Origin of the sequence: Streptomyces sp. NPDC046759, assembly GCF_040645475.1 — a bacterium.
Classification (GTDB): Bacteria; Actinomycetota; Actinomycetes; order Streptomycetales; family Streptomycetaceae; genus Streptomyces.
Map to the genome: position 1 here is coordinate 73,602 of NZ_JBEYYJ010000023.1, position 20,012 is coordinate 93,613.

Consider the following 20,012-nt stretch of genomic DNA (forward strand, 5'->3'; position numbering starts at 1 on the left):
ATGCTGCTCATTCCCTGCCCGTGGTGCGGGCCCCGCGACGAGGCCGAGTTCCACTACGGCGGCCAGGCCCACGTCCCCTACCCCGAGGACCCCGCCGCCCTCACCGACGAGGAGTGGGCGCGGTACCTGTTCTTCCGCGACAACCCCAAGGGTCCCTTCGCCGAGCGGTGGAGCCATGCGGCCGGCTGCCGCCGGTGGTTCAACGCGGTGCGGGACACGGCGACGAACGAGATCCTGGCGGTGTACCGGGTGGGGGAGCCGCGTCCGGCCACCATCGAGCCACGGCCGGCACGTCCAGCTCGTCCGGCGCTCGAGGACGAGCCCGAAGCGCGACACACCTCCACCGGCTCGCGGCCGACGACGCGGCCGGAGCCCGCAGCAGTGGGAATCCCCGGGCAGGCGTTCCGTCTGCCGGCGGGAGGCCGAGTCGACCGCGGCCAGCGGCTGACCTTCACCTTCGACGGCAAGCGGTACGAGGGGTTCCGAGGCGACACCCTCGCTTCGGCACTCCTCGCCAACGGCGTCGTCACGGCGGCGACGAGCATCAGACTCGGCCGCCCCCGCGGCATCTTCTCCGCCGGCGTCGAGGAACCCAACGCGGTCGTCCAGATCGAGGAGCCCTTCCCCGAGCCCATGCTCCCCGCCACGGCCGTCGAGCTCCACGACGGACTGGTGGCGAGCAGCATCCCGGGGCAGGGACGCCTCGCCACCGCGCCCGACCCCGCCCGCTACGACGCCGTACACGCCCACTGCGACCTGCTGGTCGTCGGCGCGGGCCCGGCAGGACTCGCGGCGGCCGCGGCGGCGGCGAGCAGTGGCGCACGCGTCATCCTCGCCGACGACCAGCCGGAGCTCGGCGGCAGCCTGCTCGGCACCGGCGAGCACCTCGACTGGGTGGAGGCGACGCGCGCACGGCTCGAAGCCGCCCCCGAGGTCCGCGTCCTGCGCCGCACCACGGTCTTCGGCCACTACGACGACAACCACCTCCTCGCCGCCGAACGCCGCACCAATCACCTCGGCGCCGACGCCCCGGCACACGTCTCCCGTGAGCGGGTCTGGCGGATCCGCGCCCGGCGCGTGGTCCTCGCGACCGGCGCCCACGAGCGCTCGCTCGCCTTCGGCGACAACGACCGGCCCGGCGTGATGCTGGCTTCCTCGGCCCGGACGTATCTGCACCGGTACGGCGTGGTGCCCGGCCGGCACGCGGTGGTGTTCACCACCAACGACAGCGCCTACGCCGCCGCACTCGACCTGGCGGCCGCCGGCGTGGAGGTCGCGGCGATCGTCGACACCCGGCCCGAGCCGGGGGAGTGGGCCGGGCGCGCCCGGTCCGCCGGCATCGAGGTCCTCGCCGGACACGCGGTCACCGGCACGGAGGGCGAGGCACGCCTGTCCGCGGTGACGGTCGCCCCCTACGGGAAGCCCGCCGGACAGCGCGAGTTCGCCGTCGACCTGCTCCTGGTCTCCGGAGGCTGGAACCCGGTCGCGCACCTGTTCAGCCAGGCGGGAGGCAAGCTCCGCCACGACGACGCACTCGGCGCGTTCGTACCCGACAGCGGCCGTCAGGCGGTGGAGGTCGCGGGCAGTGCGAACGGGGCCTTCGAACTCGCCACGGCGCTCGCGCAGGGCGCCGCGGCCGGTGCCCGCGGCGTCGAGGCCGAGGGCTACACGGCCGAGGCGCCCGCGCTCCCGGCCGTGACCGCCGAGCCGCACACCCCGCCCATGCAGGTCTTCACCATCCCCACCGACACCGGCGCCCCGCGCTTCGTCGACCTCCAGCGCGACGTCACCGTCGACGACCTGGCGCGGGCGACCGGCGCGGGCCTGCGCTCGGTCGAGCACACCAAGCGCTACACCACCGCCGGCACCGGCGGCGACCAGGGCAGGACGGGCGGCGTCCTGGCCAGCGGGGTCGTCGCCGAACTGCTCGGCGTGGACATCTCGGCGCTCGGCCTGCCCACCTTCCGGCCGCCGTACACCCCCGTCTCGTTCGCCACCCTGGCAGGCCGCGACCGCGGAGCGCTGAGCGACCCGGTCCGCACGACGGCCCTGCACGCGTGGCACACGGAGCACGGCGCCCTGTTCGAGAACGTCGGCCAGTGGAAGCGGCCCTGGTACTACCCGCAGGACGGCGAGGACATGGAGACCTCCGTGCTGCGCGAGTGCCGCGCCGCCCGCGAGGGCGTGGCCTTCATGGACGCCTCCACCCTGGGCAAGATCGACGTGCAGGGCCCGGACGCCGCGCTCTTCCTCGACCGGCTGTACACCAACATGATGAGCACCCTGAAGGTCGGCATGATCCGCTACGGCGTGATGTGCCGCCTGGACGGGATGGTCTTCGACGACGGCACGGTCATCCGGCTCGACCGGGACCGCTTCCTGGTCACCACCACGACCGGCAACGCGGCGGCAGTCCTGGACTGGATGGAGGAGTGGCTGCAGACCGAGTGGCCCGAACTGCAGGTCCACTGCACCTCGGTCACCGAGCAGTGGGCCACCGTCGCCCTGGTCGGCCCGCGGTCCCGTGCGGTCCTCGGCTCGCTCGCACCCGAACTGGCCGTGTCCAACGACGCCTTCCCGTTCATGGCGTGGCGGGAGACGACCGTCGCCGGCATCGCCGCGCGCGTGTGCCGGATCAGCTTCTCCGGCGAACTCGCCTACGAGATCAACGTATCGCCGTGGGACGCCCTCACCCTGTGGGAGGCGCTCTACGAGGCGGGCGCCCCGTACGGCATCACCCCGTACGGCACCGAGACCATGCACGTCCTGCGGGCCGAGAAGGGCTACCCCATCGTCGGCCAGGACACCGACGGCACGGTCACCCCGCAGGACCTCGGCATGAGCTGGGCGGTGTCGAAGAAGAAGCCCGACTTCATCGGCAAGCGCTCCTACGGCCGTGCCGACACCGTCCGCCCCGACCGCAAGCACCTCGTCGGCCTCCTCGCCGAGGACCCGGCCGTCCTCCTTCCCGAAGGCACCCACCTGGTCGCGGACGGCGAACTGCCCGCCCCGCCCGTGCCGATGCTCGGCCACGTCACCTCCAGCTACCGCAGCGCGGCGCTCGGCCGTACCTTCGCGCTCGCCCTGATCAAGGGCGGCCGGGACCGGATCGGCGAACGCCTCTACGCGCCCGTCGGCGGCCGGCTGCTCCCGGTGACCGTCGCAAGCCCCGTCCTCTACGACCCCGAGGGAGCCCGCCGCGATGGCTGACACCGCCCTGACCGCAAGGCAGCGCAGCCCGCTGTCCGCCGCCGCCCACCGGCTGGCCGCCGCGACGCGCTCCTCCAAGGGCGCGATCCGCCTGGCGGAACTGCCCTTCCTGGCCCAGGTGAACGTCCGCCTCGACGCCAAGAGCCCGGCGGCGGACGCGGTCGGACTGGCCCTGGGACTCCAACTGCCCCTGGAACCCAACACCGTCGTGCACGCGGGTGAGGTGACCGCGGTGTGGCTCGGCCCCGACGAATGGCTGGTGGTGGGCCGCCGTGGCACCGAAGGGGACCTGGAGGGCCGGATCCGATCGGCCGCGGCAGACGAACCGGTCTCCGTCACCGACGTCTCCGCCCAGCGCACGACGCTGCTGGTCGCCGGCCCCCGGGCCCGTGACCTGCTGGCCCACGGCTGCGCACTGGACCTGCACCCGCGCGCCTTCGGCCCCGGCCGCTGCGCCCAGACGACGCTGGGCCGCACCCAGGTCGTCCTGGTCGCCCGCGACGAGCCCAGAGCCGGTTTCTGGGTGCTGGTGCGCTCCTCGTTCGCCGGCTACCTGGTGGACTGGCTGCTGGACGCGGCCGTCGAATACCGGTAGCCGCCCGACAGGGCGGTGGTGCCGGCCCGGTGGTGCCGGCCCGGTGGTGCCGGCCCGGTGGTGCCGGGCCGGTGGTCCCGGGCCGACGCGGCGGCGGTCGGCCCGGCACCGCTCAGCGCACCGAGTTCCGTCGTGCAGGAGCGGGAAAGTGCCGCGCGCCGGCCCGGTGCGCCAAGGTTGCCCCCCGCGGGCCGGGAGGACCCGGCCCGCCTGGCCCATCCGGTGGCCGATCTCCTTCGCGCCCTCGAGCGGCAGGGCCGCCGGCGCCGGGATGCGTTCCTCGGTGCAGCGGGACGCGGGAGCGGAGGCGCTGAGGGCGGCGACGACCTCCCCGCGGCGGGAGCGGATAGGGGCCGCCATGGCGTGCACTGCGATCTCGAGTTCCGGCGTCACCGCACGGCCGTACTCCCGCGCCTCGGCGAGGTGGTCCTCCAGCGGGCCGGGAGCCGCCGTCGTCGGTGGATCGGCCGGCCCGCGCGGCGGGCGGCGTCAGCGGAAGACGACCGTGCAGTTGCCGTTGGCCAGCACGCGACTCTCGCTGTGCCACTGCACGGCACGCGCGAGCACCCGCGCCTCGACGTCGCGGCCCATGGTGACCAGTTCGTCAGGCGTCTGGGAGTGGTCCACGCGGACGACGTCCTGCTCGATGATCGGGCCTTCGTCGAGGTCCGGGGTGACGTAGTGCGCCGTCGCCCCGACGAGTTTGACGCCGCGCCGGTGCGCCTGGACATAGGGTCGGGCGCCCTTGAAGCTCGGCAGGAAGGAGTGGTGGATGTTGATGGCCCGGCCGTCGAGCTTCTTGCACAGGTCGTCGGAGAGGATCTGCATGTAGCGGGCGAGGACCACCAGATCGATGTCGAGCTCGGCGACGAGCTGCACCAGCCGGGCCTCCGCCTCGGCCTTGGTCTGTTGTGTCACCGGGATGTGGTGGAAGGGGATGCCGTAGTTCCGGGCCAGCGGCTCGAAGTCGCGGTGGTTGGAGACGATCGCCGGTATCTCGATGTTGAGCGAGCCCGTGGACTGGCGGAAGAGAAGGTCGTTCAGGCAGTGGCCGAACTTCGACACCATGATCAGCGTCCGGGTGGGGGTCGAGGCGTCGTGGAGCCGCCAGGTGATCCGGTAGGCCTCGGCGACCGGCCCGAAGGCGGTGCGCAGTCGCTCCAGGGAAGTGGCCGGATGCGTGACCTCGAAGTGCACCCGCATGAAGAAGCGGTCCTGCAGGCGGTCGTCGAACTGCTGGCTCTCCAGGATGTTGCCGGAGTGGCCGAGGAGGAAGCTCGTGACGGCGTGGACGAGGCCGGCCCGGTCGGGGCACGAGAGAGTCAGGACGAACTCGCGGCCGGGCTGCGGGCGAGGGGACATGACATCCTCCGTAGTGCGTAATGCGCAACTGTAAGAGTGATACGCAACATCGTCCCGTGAGGTGGGTGGCCGGTCAAGAGGTGCGGTCTCTTGAGGCGGCCTCCGGGCGGTGTGCGATGCGGCCTTGCGGGGCGCGCGGGTCATCGATCCGTTCCGTAGAGCGCAACGAGGTGCGCCCTTGGGGTCCACCTCTTGACAACCCTCGGGCGGCGACGAAGCATGTTGCGAATAGTGAGTGCAGTTGTGCTATGTGAGACCACGTACCCCTCCCGTCGTGACGTGCCCGGCTGACGTCCGGCACGCCCCCGCCCGTCCCACGGAGCCCAGCGTGGCAATCAGCGTCTTCGACCTGTTCTCCATAGGCATCGGCCCGTCCAGCTCGCACACCGTCGGGCCGATGCGTGCCGCCGCGCTGTTCGCCGCCCGGCTGAAGAGGGACGGCCTGCTGGCCCAGACCGCCGCGGTACGAGTGGAGCTGTTCGGCTCGCTGGGCGCCACCGGCCACGGCCACGGCACCCCCAGGGCCGTCCTGCTCGGTCTGGAGGGCAACGAACCGCACACGGTCGACGTCACCGAAGCCGACCTCGACGTCGAGGTCGGCTCCGCCTGCTCGATGGCCGCGGGAGGTCTCGCCGAGGTGCTGGGCGGCAGCCCTGAGCAGGTGGAGAACGCGGCCGAGATCGGTATGGAGCACAACCTGGGCCTGCCCTGCGACCCGGTCGGCGGCCTCGTCCAGATCCCGTGCATCGAGCGCAACGGCATGGCCGCGGTCGAGGCCGTGACCGCCGCCCGGATGGCCCTGCGCGGCGACGGCCGCCACCACGTCTCCCTCGACAAGGTCATCAAGACCATGAAGGAGACCGGCGCCGACATGAAGGTCAAGTACAAGGAGACCGCCCGCGGCGGACTCGCCGTCAACGTCGTCGAGTGCTGAGGAAGCCGCCGGAGCGGTGCGCGTGCTCCACGGCAGGGTCCACGGCACCGGCGACGCCGGTGGGGCGGACGCCACGTCGTGGAGCTCGCCGAGCTTGTCGCCGCCCCGGACGGTCGTCGGCGACGCGGGTGGTCCGGTTGTGCCCCGGCTGCGGTTCAGCTCCTCGGCGACCGCCACGAGGTGCCGCGGCCGGCGCGGCTCCCCGTCCCTCGGGCGCGGCCCGTAGGAGCCTGCGCCTACCAGCAGGGAGGGAGCCGGTCGTGGCGTCCGGGACGGCGGTGGACGGACGATAAGGACACGGCAGCCCGACGCCGGCGGGACCGCGTCGGACCACGGGTGCCGCACTCTTCGGCGCACCGGCTCACGCCGGGCGCCTCGATGAACGGAGTGGGGACATGCGGGAGTTCCTGGTCGAGATCACCACCACCGTCCCCGAGGGCACCGCCCAGGACGAGGTCGACCGCCGGCGCGCGGCCGAGGCCGTCCGCGCCCGGGAGCTGGCCGCCGCCGGCCACCTGGCACGGCTGTGGCGCCCGGTCGGAGAGCTGCGCAGCATCGGCGTCTGGCGCGCCGCCGACGAGGACGAGCTGCGCGAGAAGGTGCTCGGCACGCTCCCGCTGCGTCCGTGGATGACCCTCGCCGTCACCGCGCTGGAACCCCACCCCAACGACCCGGGCCGCGCCGAGGGAACGACGTGACGGGCACCCCTGTCGCCGTCGCCGTCGCACGCGCGGCCGCCGGACTGCGGCGGCATGTCCCCACCGGGCCCTGAACAGCGGGTCCCGACCCACCAGGCCGTTGCACGCGCGGCTGTTACGGCACGGCCGGACAAGGAATTCGTCATGAGCGCACGCCCTCCGGGTGCCCTCCTGGACCGGGACACCGGTCGTCTCCACTCGCCGTGGCGCCACGTCGCCCAGGCCGCCGCGGCGCTCGCCGCGGGCATGGGGGTCGGCCGCTTCGTCTACACCCCGATCCTTCCCCTCATGCACGCGCAGGCAGGGCTGTCCGCGGGCGCCGGCGCGAACCTGGCCACCGCCAACTACGTCGGCTACCTCCTCGGCGCGCTCGCCGGCATCCTGTTCCCCGCGCTGGTGCGCTCACGCGTCGTGCTGCGCGGCTCCCTGGTCGTGCTGACCGGCAGTCTGGCCGCCATGGCCGCCACCCGCGACACGTCGGTGTGGACCGCGCTGCGAGTGCCGGCCGGGGTGGCGAGCGCACTGATCTTCGTCATCGCGGTCAGCTCCCTCCTCAGCCATCTGCGGGAGCACCCCGCCCACCTGCCCGGGTGGGCCTTCGGTGGAGTCGGCGCGGGCATCGCGCTGTCCGGCCTGCTCGTCCTCCTGCTGCACTCGTTCGGCCCTCTCGCCGACTGGCGGATCGCCTGGTACGCCTCCGCCGCGCTCGCCGCCGCCCTCGGCGCCGCCTCCTGGCGCCTTCGCCCCGAAGCCCCTGCGCCGGCACCCGCGCATGCCGGCGGGCAGGCGCCCGCAGCAGTGGGGTTGCGCACGCGCCGCTGGTTCAGCGCCCTGTTCGTCTCCTACGCCCTGGAGGGCATCGGCTACATCGTGGCCGGCACCTTCCTGGTCTCCGCGATCGAGCAGGGGTCACCGGGCCGGGTCGGCAGCGGTGCCTGGGTCCTGGTAGGTCTGGCGGCCGTACCGTCGTCGGCGCTGTGGGCCCGGCTGGGGCGCCGGTGGTCCCGCCCCGGCCTGCTGCTCGTCGCGCTCGTCGTCCAGGCGGCCGGCATCGCCCTGCCCGCCCTGGTCACCGGGACGACGGCCGCCCTGGCCTCCGCGGCGCTGTTCGGCGGGACCTTCATCGGCATCAGCACCCTGGCCCTGGCCACCGGCGCGCACCTGCGGTTCCCGCGCTCGGTGGCGCTGTTGACCGCGGGATACTCCGTGGGCCAGATCCTCGGCCCGCTGGTCGTCACGCCCTTGCTGAGACACGGCTACCACCAGGCGCTGATCCTGGCCGCCGCGGTGGTGCTGGCGGCCGCGGTGGCAGCCGGTGTGCTCCGGATCGGCTTCCCCGGCCCCGCGGCGTGGGCGCCGCACGCGGCACCGGCGGACCGGCCGGCGTCGGCGGTCACCGGCGGGGCACCGCGCGCATGACGCGACGCCGGGCCACTCAGGGGTGGTTTCCGTTCCGCGCCGGAGTGTGGCCGTGCTGGTGCGTGGCATGGTCGGGCGAGCCGCCCATCATGCGCAGCATCGCCGGGCCGCCGGTGCGCAGGAACCTGATCAGCAGGGCGGCGGCCAGGAGCAGGAAGACGATGTTGAGCCAGGTCGTGTAGTTCCAGCCGACGCCTTCCGCGGGGATCCTCGCGTCCGCCCGGTCCGGAACGAGACCGAGGCCGCCGAAGACGAACTCCACGACGTACCCGGCCATGGCCATCGCCGCGAAGAAGATCACCAGGAGGAAGGCTGCCATCCGCGCGCCGTAGTACTTCCGGTAGATGTTCAGGATCGGCAGGATCAGCAGGTCGGCGTAGATGAAGGCGATCACCCCGCCGAAGCTGATGCCGCCCTTCCACAGCACGACGGCGAGCGGAACGTTGCCGATGGAGCAGACGAACGTGGCGATGGCCACGAGCGGTCCGACGAGCGGTCCGACCAGCTTGGCGGCGAGCGGGTGGCCGTCGAGGAAGAAGGCGCGCCAGAAGTCGTCCGGCACCCACGCGGCGACGGCCCCGGCGATCAGCAGGCCCGCCAACAGGTCGCGCAGGATCGCCGCCCACTCCATCACGAAGATGTGCGACACCGAGGTGAAGCCGGCCCCCGACAGCAGCCGGCGGACGAAGCCGCCCTCGCCGCGCACGGACATGTCCATCGCCGCATGCCCTTCCATGGAACCTGCCAGCCCGCGCTCGGCCTGTTCGCGCGCCTGGTGCAGCAGCCGCTCACGAAGGAACACGCGGAACAGCACGGACAGCAGGACGATCATGATCGGACCACCGACGAACTCGGCGGCGGTGAACTGCCAGCCCATCAGCAGGGCGAGGATCACGCCCAGTTCCACCACCAGGTTGGTCGAGGCGATCTCGAACGCCATGGCCGAGGTGAAGTTCGCGCCCTTGCGGAACAGGGACCGCGCGAGGGCGACGGCCGCATAGGAGCACGACGACGACGCGGCGCCGAGCCCCGCGGCCACGGCGAGCGTGCGGGGCCGGTCGTCACCGAGCAGCCGTGCGACGGTCCGTCTGCGCACGACTGCCTGCACCACGGCGGACAGGGCGAACCCGAGGATCAGCGCCCAGGTGATCTCCCACGTCATCGACCCGGTGATGGACAATGCGTGCCGGATCCCGTTCATCGTGCCACCCTTCGCCGTCGCGGTCCGTCTCCGGCCGAGTATCGACCAGGCGTCATGCCACACCCTGCGCGGCGACTTGGCGGAACAGCGCCGGATTTCCCCCGTCGGGCGGCGTCCCGAGCGCCCGGGCGGTTCCGGGCCGGGCGGACCGCTGTGGCACGGCGCGGTGCGGCCGGCCGGCGCTCCCGCCCGCCGAACGGCGCCGGCCGGCCTCGGCCGGCCCGCGCTCCAGGGCACGGTCCTCCCCAGAGGTGTTCCGGCACGTCCAGCCGGAGGCGGTCACCGGGCGAGCGCCCGCCGGCGGGCGGAAGCTGTACGGGGTGGACCCGGAGCCCCGAACCGACGAGAAGGGACGGCTTCGCCGGCGGACGTGGCCCGAACGGCCCTGTCGGGTACCCGGCGGTCCGCCGGAGGGTGGGTGCTGTGCCCGCCCGGGCACGCGTCACGCCCAGAACGCCGTCCGATCCGGAAGGAACCCCGATGTCCGTCGACACGCAGCAGGCGCCCACCGGGCTCAGCGACGACGAGCTCGCCACGCTGGACGCCCACTGGCGCGCCGCGAACTACCTCTCCGTGGGGCAGATCTACCTCATGGCCAACCCTTTGCTGACCGAGCCGCTCCGCCCGGAGCACATCAAGCCGAGGCTGCTGGGCCACTGGGGCACCTCACCGGGCCTGAATCTCGTGTACACCCACCTCAGCCGCCTCATCAGGGCCCGCGACCTGAACGCCCTGTGCATCTGGGGACCGGGGCACGGAGGCCCCGCCGTTCTGGCCAACTCCTGGCTGGAGGGGTCGTACACCGAGACCTATCCGGACATCACCCGGGACGGGGCGGGCATGGCCCGGCTCTTCAGGCAGTTCTCCTTCCCCGGCGGCGTGCCCAGCCATGTGGCCCCCGAGACCCCGGGCTCGATCCACGAGGGCGGCGAACTGGGGTACTCGCTGTCCCACGCGTACGGCGCCGCTCTCGACAATCCTGACCTGCTGGTCGCCTGTGTGATCGGCGACGGGGAGGCGGAGACCGGACCGCTGGCCGCCTCCTGGCACTCCAACAAGTTCCTCGACCCGGTCGACGACGGCGCCGTCCTGCCGATCCTGCACCTCAACGGCTACAAGATCGCCAATCCGACCGTGCTGTCCCGGCTTCCGGAGGCGGAACTCGACGACCTGCTCACGGGATACGGACACGATCCGATCCACGTCACCGGCGACGACCCGGCCGCCGTACACCGAGCGATGGCCGGGGCCATGGACACCGCCGCCGACCGCATCACGGCGCTCCAGCGGGCCGCCCGGGAGGACGGAGCCACCGACCGGCCCCGCTGGCCGGTGATCGTGCTGCGCACCCCGAAGGGCTGGACCGGCCCGGCCGAGGTCGACGGACTGCCCGTGGAGGGCACCTGGCGCGCCCACCAGGTGCCGCTGGCCGCCGTCCGGGACAATCCCGAGCACCTGCGCCAACTGGACCGGTGGCTGCGCTCCTACCGGCCCGAGGACTTGTTCGACGAGCGGGGCGCCCCACGCGCGCACGTGCTGTCCTGTGTCCCCGAGGGCACCCGCAGGCTGGGAGCCACCCCGCACGCGAACGGCGGACTGCTGGTCCGCGAGCTGCCCCTGCCGCCGCTGGAGCGGTACGCGGTCGAGGTCGACAAGCCCGGCGTGACCCTGCACGAGCCGACCCGCGTGCTCGGCGACATGCTCCGGGACGTCATGGCCGCCACCGCTGACCGCCGTGACTTCCGGCTGGTCGGCCCCGACGAGACCGCCTCCAATCGCCTGCAGGCCGTCTACGCGGCCAGCGGCAAGGCCTGGCAGGCAGCGACCCTGCCCGTCGACGAAGACCTCGACCGGCACGGCCGGGTGATGGAGATCCTGTCCGAACACACCTGCCAGGGCTGGCTGGAGGGCTACCTCCTCACCGGCCGGCACGGTCTGTTCTCCTGCTACGAGGCGTTCGCGCACATCGTCGACTCGATGGTCAACCAGCACATCAAATGGCTGCGCACCTCCCGCCGCCTGTCGTGGCGGGCCCCCATCGCCTCCCTCAACTACCTGCTCACCTCGCACGTGTGGCGCCAGGACCACAACGGCTTCTCCCACCAGGACCCCGGGTTCGTCGACCACATCCTGAACAAGAGCCCCGAGGCGGTGCGGGTCTACCTGCCGCCGGACACCAACACCCTGCTGTCGATGGCCGATCACGTGCTGCGCAGCCGCGACTACGTCAACGTCGTCGTGGCCGGCAAGCAACCCTGCTTCGACTGGCTGCCGATGGCACAGGCGCGGGTCCACTGCGCGCGCGGCGCCGGAATCTGGGAGTGGGCCGGTACCGAGGACGGCACCCGCGAGCCCGATGTGGTGCTGGGCTGCGCCGGCGACGTTCCGACGCAGGAGGTTCTGGCGGCGGCCCAGCTGCTGCGCCGGCAGCTGCCCGCACTGGCGGTGCGGGTGGTGAACGTCGTCGACATCGCCCGGCTGCTGCCGCACGAGGAACATCCGCACGGCTTGAGCGACTTCGAGTACGACGGCCTGTTCACCACCGACAAGCCCGTCATCTTCGCGTACCACGGCTACCCGTGGCTGATCCACCGCCTCGCCTACCGGCGCGCCGGTCACAGGCACCTGCACGTGCGCGGCTACAAGGAGATCGGCACCACGACCACCCCCTTCGACATGGTCGTACGCAACGACCTGGACCGCTACCGCCTCGTCATGGACGTCATCGACCGTGTCCCCGGTCTGGCGGTGCGGGCGGCCGCCGTGCGCCAGCGCATGGAGGACGCCCGGCAGCGCCACCACGACTGGATCCGCGAGCATGGCACCGACCTGCCCGAGGTGGCCGACTGGTCGTGGGAGGGGTGAGCAGGTGCGGTCAGGTCCGGCGTGACGAGTCGTAGGACGCGCCGGACGGACTGCCGCGGCGCATGACCGTCCGAGGCGTACCGGAAGGGCGCGTCCCGTCATGGTCCGCGAGTCCGAGGGCGGCCCGCTGCATCGAGCGGATGATCGCGTCCAGGTCGTCGATACCGGCCTCGACCCGCTGGGAGGCGACACCGTCGGTGATGCCTGGCAGCGCGCCGGCGAAGTTCAGTCCTGCGGAGAAGATCCGGTTGATCGTTTCGGACATGAATCGCGCCATGGCCGGATCGGACGGCCCCTTGTCGGGCCCGGGCCAGGTGCCCGCGGTGTCGTGCTGCCGGAGGTCGGCGGGTTCGCCGTCGACCCTCGGTCCGCGCAGGTGACGGCTGAGGGACTCGCCGGCGAGGAGGCAGAGGAGCCGCATGATGCGCAGCGGGAGCTCGGACGGCTGCCCGGGGTCCCGCATGTGCGTCGAGACCATGCCGACCAGCCGGCCCGCCAAGTCCACGAGCGGGGTGGACTGAACCGCGCGTACCCCGGCCGCGCGGAAGACCTTTTCGTGGGGGGCGAGACCCGGGTCGGCGCGGACATCGGCCACGACCGTCTGGGCGCCCTGACCGGCGGCCCGTGCGCAGACGGACCGGTCGTCACGGACCACCGCGAAGTGGTCGAGGAACTCCGTGCCGAAGCCGGACTGGTTGACCAGGACCAGCGAACCGTCAATCGGGTCCATGACCTGGATGTTCCCGAAGTCGGCTCCCATGACCGCGATCGCCGTGCGGGCCAAGCGCGGAAGGACGGCTGCCAGGTGCGGGGCGTCACCCAGTTCCGCCGTCGCGTCCAGCACCCGGCGAAGGGCGGACGGCGCGTCCAGGGCGAGGGCCACGTACGTGGCGAGCTGCTCGGCCCTCTCGGCGGCCGACACCCGGCCCACCGGCTGCGGTCCCACGGCCCGGTAGGAAACCGTCACATGCTCCAGCGGTCCCGCAAGGTTATGGGAATGACGGATGAGCATGTGCACCACGGCCTCGCTCCGGTGCTCTGGCCAGACAGCAGAAGCTTACGTCCCCGGCATGGCCCAGGACAGGGGTGCAGGACGACGTCCGGTGGACTGGGCCCCAAGGTGCGGAACAATGCATTCCGTGCGGTTCGGGCATACGGCAGGCGAGCGGAGCACCCGACGGGCCCGGCCCGTCGCAGGAGCGACGGCGGAGCGGAACCGGTGCGTGGATCTGCTGCGCGTGGTTGCGATCGGCGCGGTCGTACTGGGCCACTGGCTGCTGACCAGCGTCACCTACCGGGCCGGTCACCTGGCCGGGCGCGATGCCCTGCTCTCCGTGCGCTGGGGCGGTTGGGTGACGCTTCTCCTGCAGGTCATGCCGGTGTTCTTCGTGGTCGGCGGATACGCGAACGCGGTGTCCTGGACGGCTCACCGCCGGCGCGGGCAGTCATGGACGGACTGGGTGCGCGGCCGGGCCGCACGACTTCTGTGGCCGGTCGCCGTGTACGTGGTGGCGGCCGGGCTCGCCGTGGCGGCCGCCCGGAGCGCCGGGGCGGACCGGGCCGGCCTTGCGCGGGCCGGGTGGCTGGCCGCGCTCCACCTGTGGTTCCTGCCGGTCTACTTCCTCCTGATCGCGCTGACGCCGGTGATGCTCGCCGCGCATCGGCGATGGGGGCTGAAGGTGCCGGCGGTGATGGCGGCCGGGGCCGCGGTGGTGGACGTGGCCGTGCTGGGCCCCCGTCTGCCGCTGATCGGGTTCGCGAACTACGCGTTGGTGTGGGGAGCGATGCACCAGTGGGGATTCGCCTGGCAGGACGGCACGCTCACACGTCCTCGCGGGCGCTGCGCGGCGCTGGGAGCCGCCGGAGCCGCCCTGCTGATCGTGCTGCTGGCCCGGGGGCCCTTCCCGGTCGACATGATCGGGGCGGGCGAACGGGTGGCGAACACAGCCCCGCCCTCGATCGCCCTGCTGGCCTTCGCCGCCGTCCAGACCGGGCTGCTGCTCAGCGCCGAGCCGGCACTTCAGCGCCTGACCGCCCGTCCCGCCTGGCGCAAGTCGCTCTCGCGTCTCAACCCCACCGTCATGACGGTCTACCTGTGGCACATGGTGCCGGTGCTGATCGTGGCGCCGGCCCTCTACCCCACGGGGGTGCTTCCCCAGCCGGCCATCGGTACGGCGCTGTGGTGGGCCCTGCGCGCCGCCTGGATCGCCCTCCTGACGGCCGTGCTGGTACCGCTCACGGCGTTCCTGACGTGGATGCAGCGCCCACTGCGGCTGCTGCCCCCGGGTGTGGGAAGGACCGGGTGGTGGTCGCCGGCGCTCGTGCTGTGCGGCCTGGCCGCTGCCGGGGTGGCGCTCGCACGCCTCGCGATCGGCGGCTTCGCGCCCGGCGGACACCTGGCCCTGGTCCCGTCGGCGGGCTGCGTGTGCGGCCTCACGATGGTGCTGTGTTCCGGCCGGCCGGAACCCCGGGACCCTCCGGAGAGGGACACGCCGCCGTCCCCCCGCTGATCTCCGTACGTCGCACGAGGAACTCACGGAGACGACCGACGACCGCGCCGGGACCGTGGGCCTCGAGTCGTAGCCGGCGGGTCAGCCGGGGGACTCGGCCTCCGGCCCGGGCACCCGCACCAGGAGCAGCGTCACGTCGTCGTCATGGGCGGTCGTGTCCGGGATGAGTGTCTCGATCAACGCGGCTGCGGCCCGCTCGAGGTCCTCCGCGTCCCCGGAAGTGCCCTTCAGGGTGTCGTCCAGAGCGCGGGTGAGGACGTCTATCTGAGCCTCGATGTCCGTGCCGGGTCGTTCGACCAGCCCGTCCGTGTACAGCGCGAGCGCGCTGCCAGCAGGCAGCGGCTGGGTCGTCTCCTCGAACGGCAGACGGTCTCCGCCCACGTCGTTGACGCCCAGCGGCACACCGACCGGTGCCCGCAGCCGGCAAGCGGACCCGTCGGGAGGACGGACGATGACCGGCAGATGCCCGGCCGAACACAGGGTGACCTCGTGCTCCGCCTGGTCCAGCACCAGGTAGGCGCAGGTCACGAGCTGGCCCGGCAGGTCGCCGACGAACACGTCCAGGCCGGTCATGAGCCGGCTGGGTGATATGCCGGTGCGGGCCAGCGCATGGGAGGCGGCCCGCAGCTGTCCCATCACGGCGGCCGCCTCCAGACCGCGGCCCATCACATCGCCGATGACGAGACCGGTGCGCTCCCCGTCCAGGGGAATGATGTCGAACCAGTCGCCGCCCACCCCGGGGTCCTGCTCGGACGCCAGGTACCGGTGAGCGCTGGGCAGGTACGGCAGCCGGGGCGGCTCGCCCATGAGGCTGTGCTGCAGCGTGTAGGCGATGCGCCGCTGCTGTTCGTAGCGCTCGGCGCGTTCGGCCTCGATCTGCCTGCGTTCGGTGATGTCCCGCACCGTCAGGAGAACCAGCGTCTCCCCTTGGGCCCGGAGGGTGCTGATGCTCAGCTCGACCGGGAACTCTCCGCCGTCGCCGTGCAGCCCGTACAGGCCGCGGTCCAGGATCATCGGCTTCGGGTCTCGCTGCCGCAGGTAGGCACGAAGGAGTGCACGGTGCCGTCGGCGCCGCCGCGCGGGCACCAGATCGATGACGCAGGTGCCCACGACATCCTCGGGCGGATGACCGAACACCGGACCCACCTGGGCGTTGGCCATCGTGACGGTGCCGTGGCCGTCCGTGATCAGGGTCGCGTCGGGTGCGGACTCCAGGAGCGCGAGGAAGCGCTGGTTGGCCCGCTCGACCTCGCGCTGGGCCGCGACCCTGTCGGTGATGTCGGTGACCACGCCACCGACGGCGTAGGGCGCCCCGGACGCGTCGCTGAGCGGGAACAGGGTGGTGAGCACGACCTGTGGACCCCCGGGCAGGGCGAGCGGCTCCTCCCGCTGCACAGGAGTGCGCCGCGCCAGCATCATGAGGTCGGCGGACCGTGCCTGCCGGGCGAGGCCGGGTGGCAGGACGTCCAGGTCCCGGCGGCCCAGCACCTCGTCCCGGGACAGGCCCAGGGTCTCCTCGAACGTCGTGTTGACCGCGAGGAAGCGGCCGTCCAGGTCCTTGATGAACACCACGGACGGTGTGTGGTCCATCAGCGCCTGCAGCAGTTCGTTCTGCCGCACCTGCCATTCGGCACGGGCATGGGCCACCTCGACACGCCGGCCCACGGCCAGGGTCGCGAAGACGACCACGGAGAACACGATCGCATGGCCGCACACCAGCAAGGCGTTGCCGAGGCGCGTCCCGAAGAACCCGGCGTTCTCCCCGGCCATGACCGCCCAGCCCAGCAGAGGCGGCACGACGAGGATCGTGGCGAACATCCTGCGCCCCAGCGCTCCCGTGGTGCCCGCGTTCATCAGGAGGCCCGCGAGACCTTCGTCGGGCGGGAGCAGGAACGCGGCCATGCCCAGCAGCACCAGTGCCAGACCGGTGTTCAGGGCCATGCCCGAGTAGGCGCCGAAGCGCTCCAGCTCGGGCACCGCGTAGGCGAACGCGTAGAGCCGCAGCATGCCCAGACTGAGCACCGAAAGGCCGAGGACCTGGGCCGACCAGGCGGGAAGGCGCCGGGTGCCGGCGCACCAGGACGCGCCGCTCCCGAGCACCAGTGCCGCGGCCGTGTTCGGAGCCATCCGTCCCGGGGCGGCGGTCGCCACCTGAGCGGTGTCCGGGAAGAGAAGCCTGTCGATGCCGAAACCTGTCCCGGTCAGGTACTCCAAGACGGTGAGCACGGCGATCAGGGCGCTGAGGCCGGCGGCCGCACGGGCCACCGCGGTCGTCCGCCGCGTGGCAGGGCTGCGGGCCGCCATGAACAGGGAGAGGCCGAGTGCCAGCAGCGCCACGGCCGTGTTCGCCTGCATGTCCGCCCGGCCGTGGGGCAGCCCGCTCCGCAGGACGCCTACGTCGAAGATCCAGCCGCACAGGCCAGCAGCGCCCAGCGCAGCGGCCAGCAGCGCGGCGCACCGCGCCGCGGTGCGAGCAGCGGCGACGGCGGGCCCGTAGAACGGCAGGGCGCAGGCCTGTTCCGCTCCCCGTGCGCTGGGGAGGTCCGGCGCCTGCTGCTTTCTCGTCACCGCATTCTCATCCCATGGATGAACGTCCTCGGCATCCATCAGCTTAAGTTCCCTTGAACAGGCATATCCGGTCGACGGTGTCCAGTGCGGCGTGGAGCGCGGGCGCCGGGCGCCTGTTCGGCCACCCCGTCGGGAGGCCGTGGGCAGCCGCGTGCGCCGTCCGGCCGTGTTCGAAGCAGCCACCGGGGACACACTCCGACACGGTGCCGCACGGACACGGCACACCGGCCGTAGAGGCGCTCGTGCGGGGTGGCCCCACCGTGCCGGTCTCCGCCTCGGCGCTGCGGGGATCGAACGTCCCGCCCGTCCCGGCCGACCGGCCGCCGCGGGCGGGTCACCCCGTGGCGGAGAGCTCGAGAAGGTGGCGGGCCGTGCCGGCGGGATCGACGATCTGGTGGAGGTGTGCGCCCGGCAGATGTGCCACCCGCCAGGCGCGGGCGCGTGCCTCGGCGGCGAGTTCCTCGTACGGCGGGCCGAACAGCAGGTAGGAACAGGGGTGGTCGTCCCAGCCGTCCGGGACGGGGATGCGCTGCTCGTAGTAGGCCAGCGGCAGGCGGGGCTGCTCCTCGACGACGGTCTGCCGCACCACCGGATCGGAGAACATGGGCGCGACGTCGTCTTCGTCCCACCAGTCGGTCCAGCGGGGCAGCCTGCCGTTCACCGCCTTCGGGCGGAGGAACTCCAGCATCTCGGGTGAGGCGACGGCAGTGGCTCCCGTACGGGCCGGGAGCGCCGCGTCGACGAAGACCGAGGCGGTCACCGGACGGCCGAGACCCGCACGGATCGTGGGCAGGAACAGCCCTGCGTTGCTGTGTGCCACCAGCGTCACGGGTGTGCCGGCCGCGACCTGCCGCAGGTCGTCGCGGACCGCCTCGACGACCCGCGGCCAGAACGGCGCAGCCCCGGCGCCGATGTGCAGCAGGGACGGCACCCTCACCCGGTGGCCCCGCGCCGTCAGGTGTTCCGCCACGGGTCGCCATGTCGAGGGCCCCACGGACGGACTGTGCACGAGAACGAAGACCGGCTGCATGCGACGATCCTGCCCCGCACGCCTGCCGTGCGGCGACGGTCTCGGCCCACAGCAGAAAACGCTGGTCGCCCGCCTGGTCACAGGAAGCTGACGCCCTGGGCGAGGTTGAGTTCGCCGGAGTAGTTGATGGTGTTGGTGGCCGAGCGCATGTAGGACTTCCAGGCGTCGGAGCCGGACTCCCGGCCGCCGCCGGTGTCCTTCTCGCCGCCGAAGGCACCGCCGATCTCGGCTCCGGAGGTACCGATGTTGACGTTGGCGATGCCGCAGTCCGAGCCGGCGGCGGAGAGGAAGACCTCCGCCTCCTGCTGGTCGCGCGTGAAGATGCTGGACGACAGGCCCTGGGGAACGTCGTTGTGCAGGGCGATCGCCTCGTCGAGGGTGTCGTAGGTGAGGACGTACAGGATCGGGGCGAACGTCTCCTCCCGCACGACGTCGGTCTGTTCGTCGACGCGGACGAGGACGGGCTCGGTGTACGCCGCCGCGGGCGCCGCCTCGGCAAGGCGCCGGTTTCCGCCCGCGAGGATCTTGCCGCCCTGGGACTGGACGCGGGCGACGGCGTCGCGCATGGTGTCGAGCGCCGTGGTGGAGATCAGCGGGCCCACCAGTGTGGTGTCGTCGAACGGGTTGCCGACGGGCAGCTTGGTGTAGGCGGTGGCCAGCCGCTCGACCAGGGTGTCGGCGATGTCCCGGTGGACGATCAGGCGGCGCAGCGTCGTGCAGCGCTGGCCCGAGGTGCCGGCCGCGGCGAAGACGATGGACGGGACGGCGAGGTCGAGGTCGGCGGAAGGCGCGACGATCGCCGCGTTGTTGCCGCCGAGTTCCAGCAGGGAGCGGCCGAACCGGGCGGCGACGCGAGGGCCGACCTCGCGGCCCATGCGGGTGGAGCCGGTGGCGCTGACCAGGGCGACGCGGGGGTCGTCGACGAGCTTCCGGCCGACCGCGCGGTCACCGAGGAGCAGCCGGTGGACGGCGCGGGGCGCGCCGGCCTCGTCAGCGGCGCGGGCGAGCAGGTGGTCGCAGGCCAGGGAGATCAGCGGCGTGAGCTCCGAGGGCTTCCAGAGCACCGTGTCGCCGCAGACCAGGGCGACGGCGGTGTTCCAGGACCACACGGCGGCGGGGAAGTTGAACGCGGAGATGACGCCGACCACGCCGAGCGGGTGCCAGGTCTCGGCGAGCCGGTGGCCGGGGCGTTCGGAGGCGATCGTACGGCCGTAGAGCTGGCGGGACAGGCCGACGGCGAAGTCGCAGATGTCGATCATCTCCTGGATCTCGCCGAGCGCTTCGGCGCGGATCTTGCCCGCCTCGATGATGACGAGATCGGCCAGGTCGCTCTTGTGCGTGCGCAGCAACTCGCCCAGCCGCCGTACGAGTTCGCCGCGGCGCGGTGCGGGGGTGGTGCGCCAGGTGAGGAAGGCGTGACGGGCGGCTGCGACGGCCTCGTCGGTCTCGGCGTCGTTGGCGGCCGCCAGGCCGAACAGGTTCTCGCCGGTGAGGGGCGTGCGGGCGTGCAGGTCGCTGCCTCCGGTCGCGACGGCGCCGACGCTCTCGAGGGCGGCGCGGGCGCGGGCGCGCAACTCGTCCGTGCTGGGCAGGGGAGTGCCGGTCATGGTGGTCCTTCGG

The 20,012-nt window shown here is 72.7% G+C and carries 13 protein-coding genes and 1 pseudogene; 7 read left to right on the plus strand and 7 right to left on the minus strand.

Going from position 1 to position 20,012, the window contains the following annotated elements:
• Positions 1-3,210, plus strand: a complete 3,210-nt coding sequence (locus tag ABZ919_RS28085; RefSeq protein ID WP_361253037.1) for a sarcosine oxidase subunit delta family protein — start codon at positions 1-3, stop codon at positions 3,208-3,210.
• Positions 3,203-3,805: a sarcosine oxidase subunit gamma family protein gene (locus ABZ919_RS28090; protein ID WP_361253039.1), complete on the plus strand. Its 603-nt coding sequence runs from the start codon at positions 3,203-3,205 to the stop codon at positions 3,803-3,805. Before ABZ919_RS28085 ends, ABZ919_RS28090 begins: the two co-directional genes overlap by 8 nt.
• A 240-nt stretch (positions 3,806-4,045) precedes the next feature.
• Here ABZ919_RS28090 and ABZ919_RS28095 read toward each other — a convergent pair.
• A pseudogene (locus ABZ919_RS28095) lies at positions 4,046-4,255 on the minus strand (IclR family transcriptional regulator C-terminal domain-containing protein); the annotation flags it as partial.
• Positions 4,256-4,294: 39 nt separating this feature from the next.
• Entirely contained in the window at positions 4,295-5,167 is an 873-nt protein-coding gene (purU, locus tag ABZ919_RS28100) for a formyltetrahydrofolate deformylase (RefSeq protein WP_361253041.1), read from the minus strand.
• Between the two features lie 328 nt (positions 5,168-5,495).
• Between purU and ABZ919_RS28105 the strand changes: the two genes are divergently transcribed.
• The 3 genes from ABZ919_RS28105 (at position 5,496) to ABZ919_RS28115 (ending at position 8,218) form a co-directional block, all read left to right on the plus strand.
• Positions 5,496-6,101: an L-serine ammonia-lyase, iron-sulfur-dependent, subunit alpha gene (locus tag ABZ919_RS28105; RefSeq protein ID WP_361253043.1), complete on the plus strand. Its 606-nt coding sequence runs from the start codon at positions 5,496-5,498 to the stop codon at positions 6,099-6,101.
• 395 nt (positions 6,102-6,496) lie between these two features.
• Positions 6,497-6,799, plus strand: coding sequence for a muconolactone Delta-isomerase family protein (locus ABZ919_RS28110; protein ID WP_361253045.1), 303 nt, complete (start codon positions 6,497-6,499; stop codon positions 6,797-6,799).
• 246 nt (positions 6,800-7,045) lie between these two features.
• Positions 7,046-8,218 carry a YbfB/YjiJ family MFS transporter gene (locus ABZ919_RS28115; RefSeq protein WP_361253159.1) on the plus strand — a complete coding sequence of 391 codons (1,173 nt, stop codon included), beginning with the start codon at positions 7,046-7,048 and terminating at the stop codon, positions 8,216-8,218.
• A 16-nt stretch (positions 8,219-8,234) separates the two neighbouring features.
• Here ABZ919_RS28115 and ABZ919_RS28120 read toward each other — a convergent pair whose 3' ends face one another.
• A complete protein-coding gene (locus tag ABZ919_RS28120; RefSeq protein ID WP_361253047.1) occupies positions 8,235-9,419 on the minus strand; it encodes a permease in 1,185 nt (394 codons plus the stop codon).
• A 480-nt stretch (positions 9,420-9,899) separates the two neighbouring features.
• Here ABZ919_RS28120 and ABZ919_RS28125 point away from each other — a divergent pair, with 480 nt between their 5' ends.
• Positions 9,900-12,284, plus strand: a complete 2,385-nt coding sequence (locus tag ABZ919_RS28125) for a phosphoketolase family protein (RefSeq protein WP_361253049.1) — start codon at positions 9,900-9,902, stop codon at positions 12,282-12,284.
• 10 nt (positions 12,285-12,294) lie between these two features.
• Here ABZ919_RS28125 and ABZ919_RS28130 read toward each other — a convergent pair whose 3' ends face one another.
• On the minus strand, positions 12,295-13,251 hold the full coding sequence (locus tag ABZ919_RS28130; RefSeq protein ID WP_361253051.1) for a GAF domain-containing protein: 957 nt from the start codon (positions 13,249-13,251) through the stop codon (positions 12,295-12,297).
• Positions 13,252-13,507: 256 nt separating this feature from the next.
• On the opposite strand from ABZ919_RS28130, the gene ABZ919_RS28135 reads away from it, so the two are divergent.
• Positions 13,508-14,794: an acyltransferase gene (locus ABZ919_RS28135; RefSeq protein ID WP_361253053.1), complete on the plus strand. Its 1,287-nt coding sequence runs from the start codon at positions 13,508-13,510 to the stop codon at positions 14,792-14,794.
• 81 nt (positions 14,795-14,875) lie between these two features.
• Here the strand turns inward: ABZ919_RS28135 and ABZ919_RS28140 are convergent, their stop codons facing one another.
• The 3 genes from ABZ919_RS28140 to ABZ919_RS28150 all read right to left on the minus strand — a co-directional run bounded on the left by ABZ919_RS28140 (position 14,876) and on the right by ABZ919_RS28150 (position 19,999).
• A complete protein-coding gene (locus ABZ919_RS28140) occupies positions 14,876-17,362 on the minus strand; it encodes a SpoIIE family protein phosphatase (RefSeq protein ID WP_361253055.1) in 2,487 nt (828 codons plus the stop codon).
• Between the two features lie 334 nt (positions 17,363-17,696).
• Complete coding sequence (locus ABZ919_RS28145) at positions 17,697-18,356, minus strand: alpha/beta hydrolase (protein WP_361253057.1); 660 nt, start codon at positions 18,354-18,356, stop codon at positions 17,697-17,699.
• A 113-nt stretch (positions 18,357-18,469) separates the two neighbouring features.
• Positions 18,470-19,999: an aldehyde dehydrogenase family protein gene (locus ABZ919_RS28150; protein ID WP_361253059.1), complete on the minus strand. Its 1,530-nt coding sequence runs from the start codon at positions 19,997-19,999 to the stop codon at positions 18,470-18,472.
• Between the last annotated feature and the right edge of the window lie 13 nt (positions 20,000-20,012).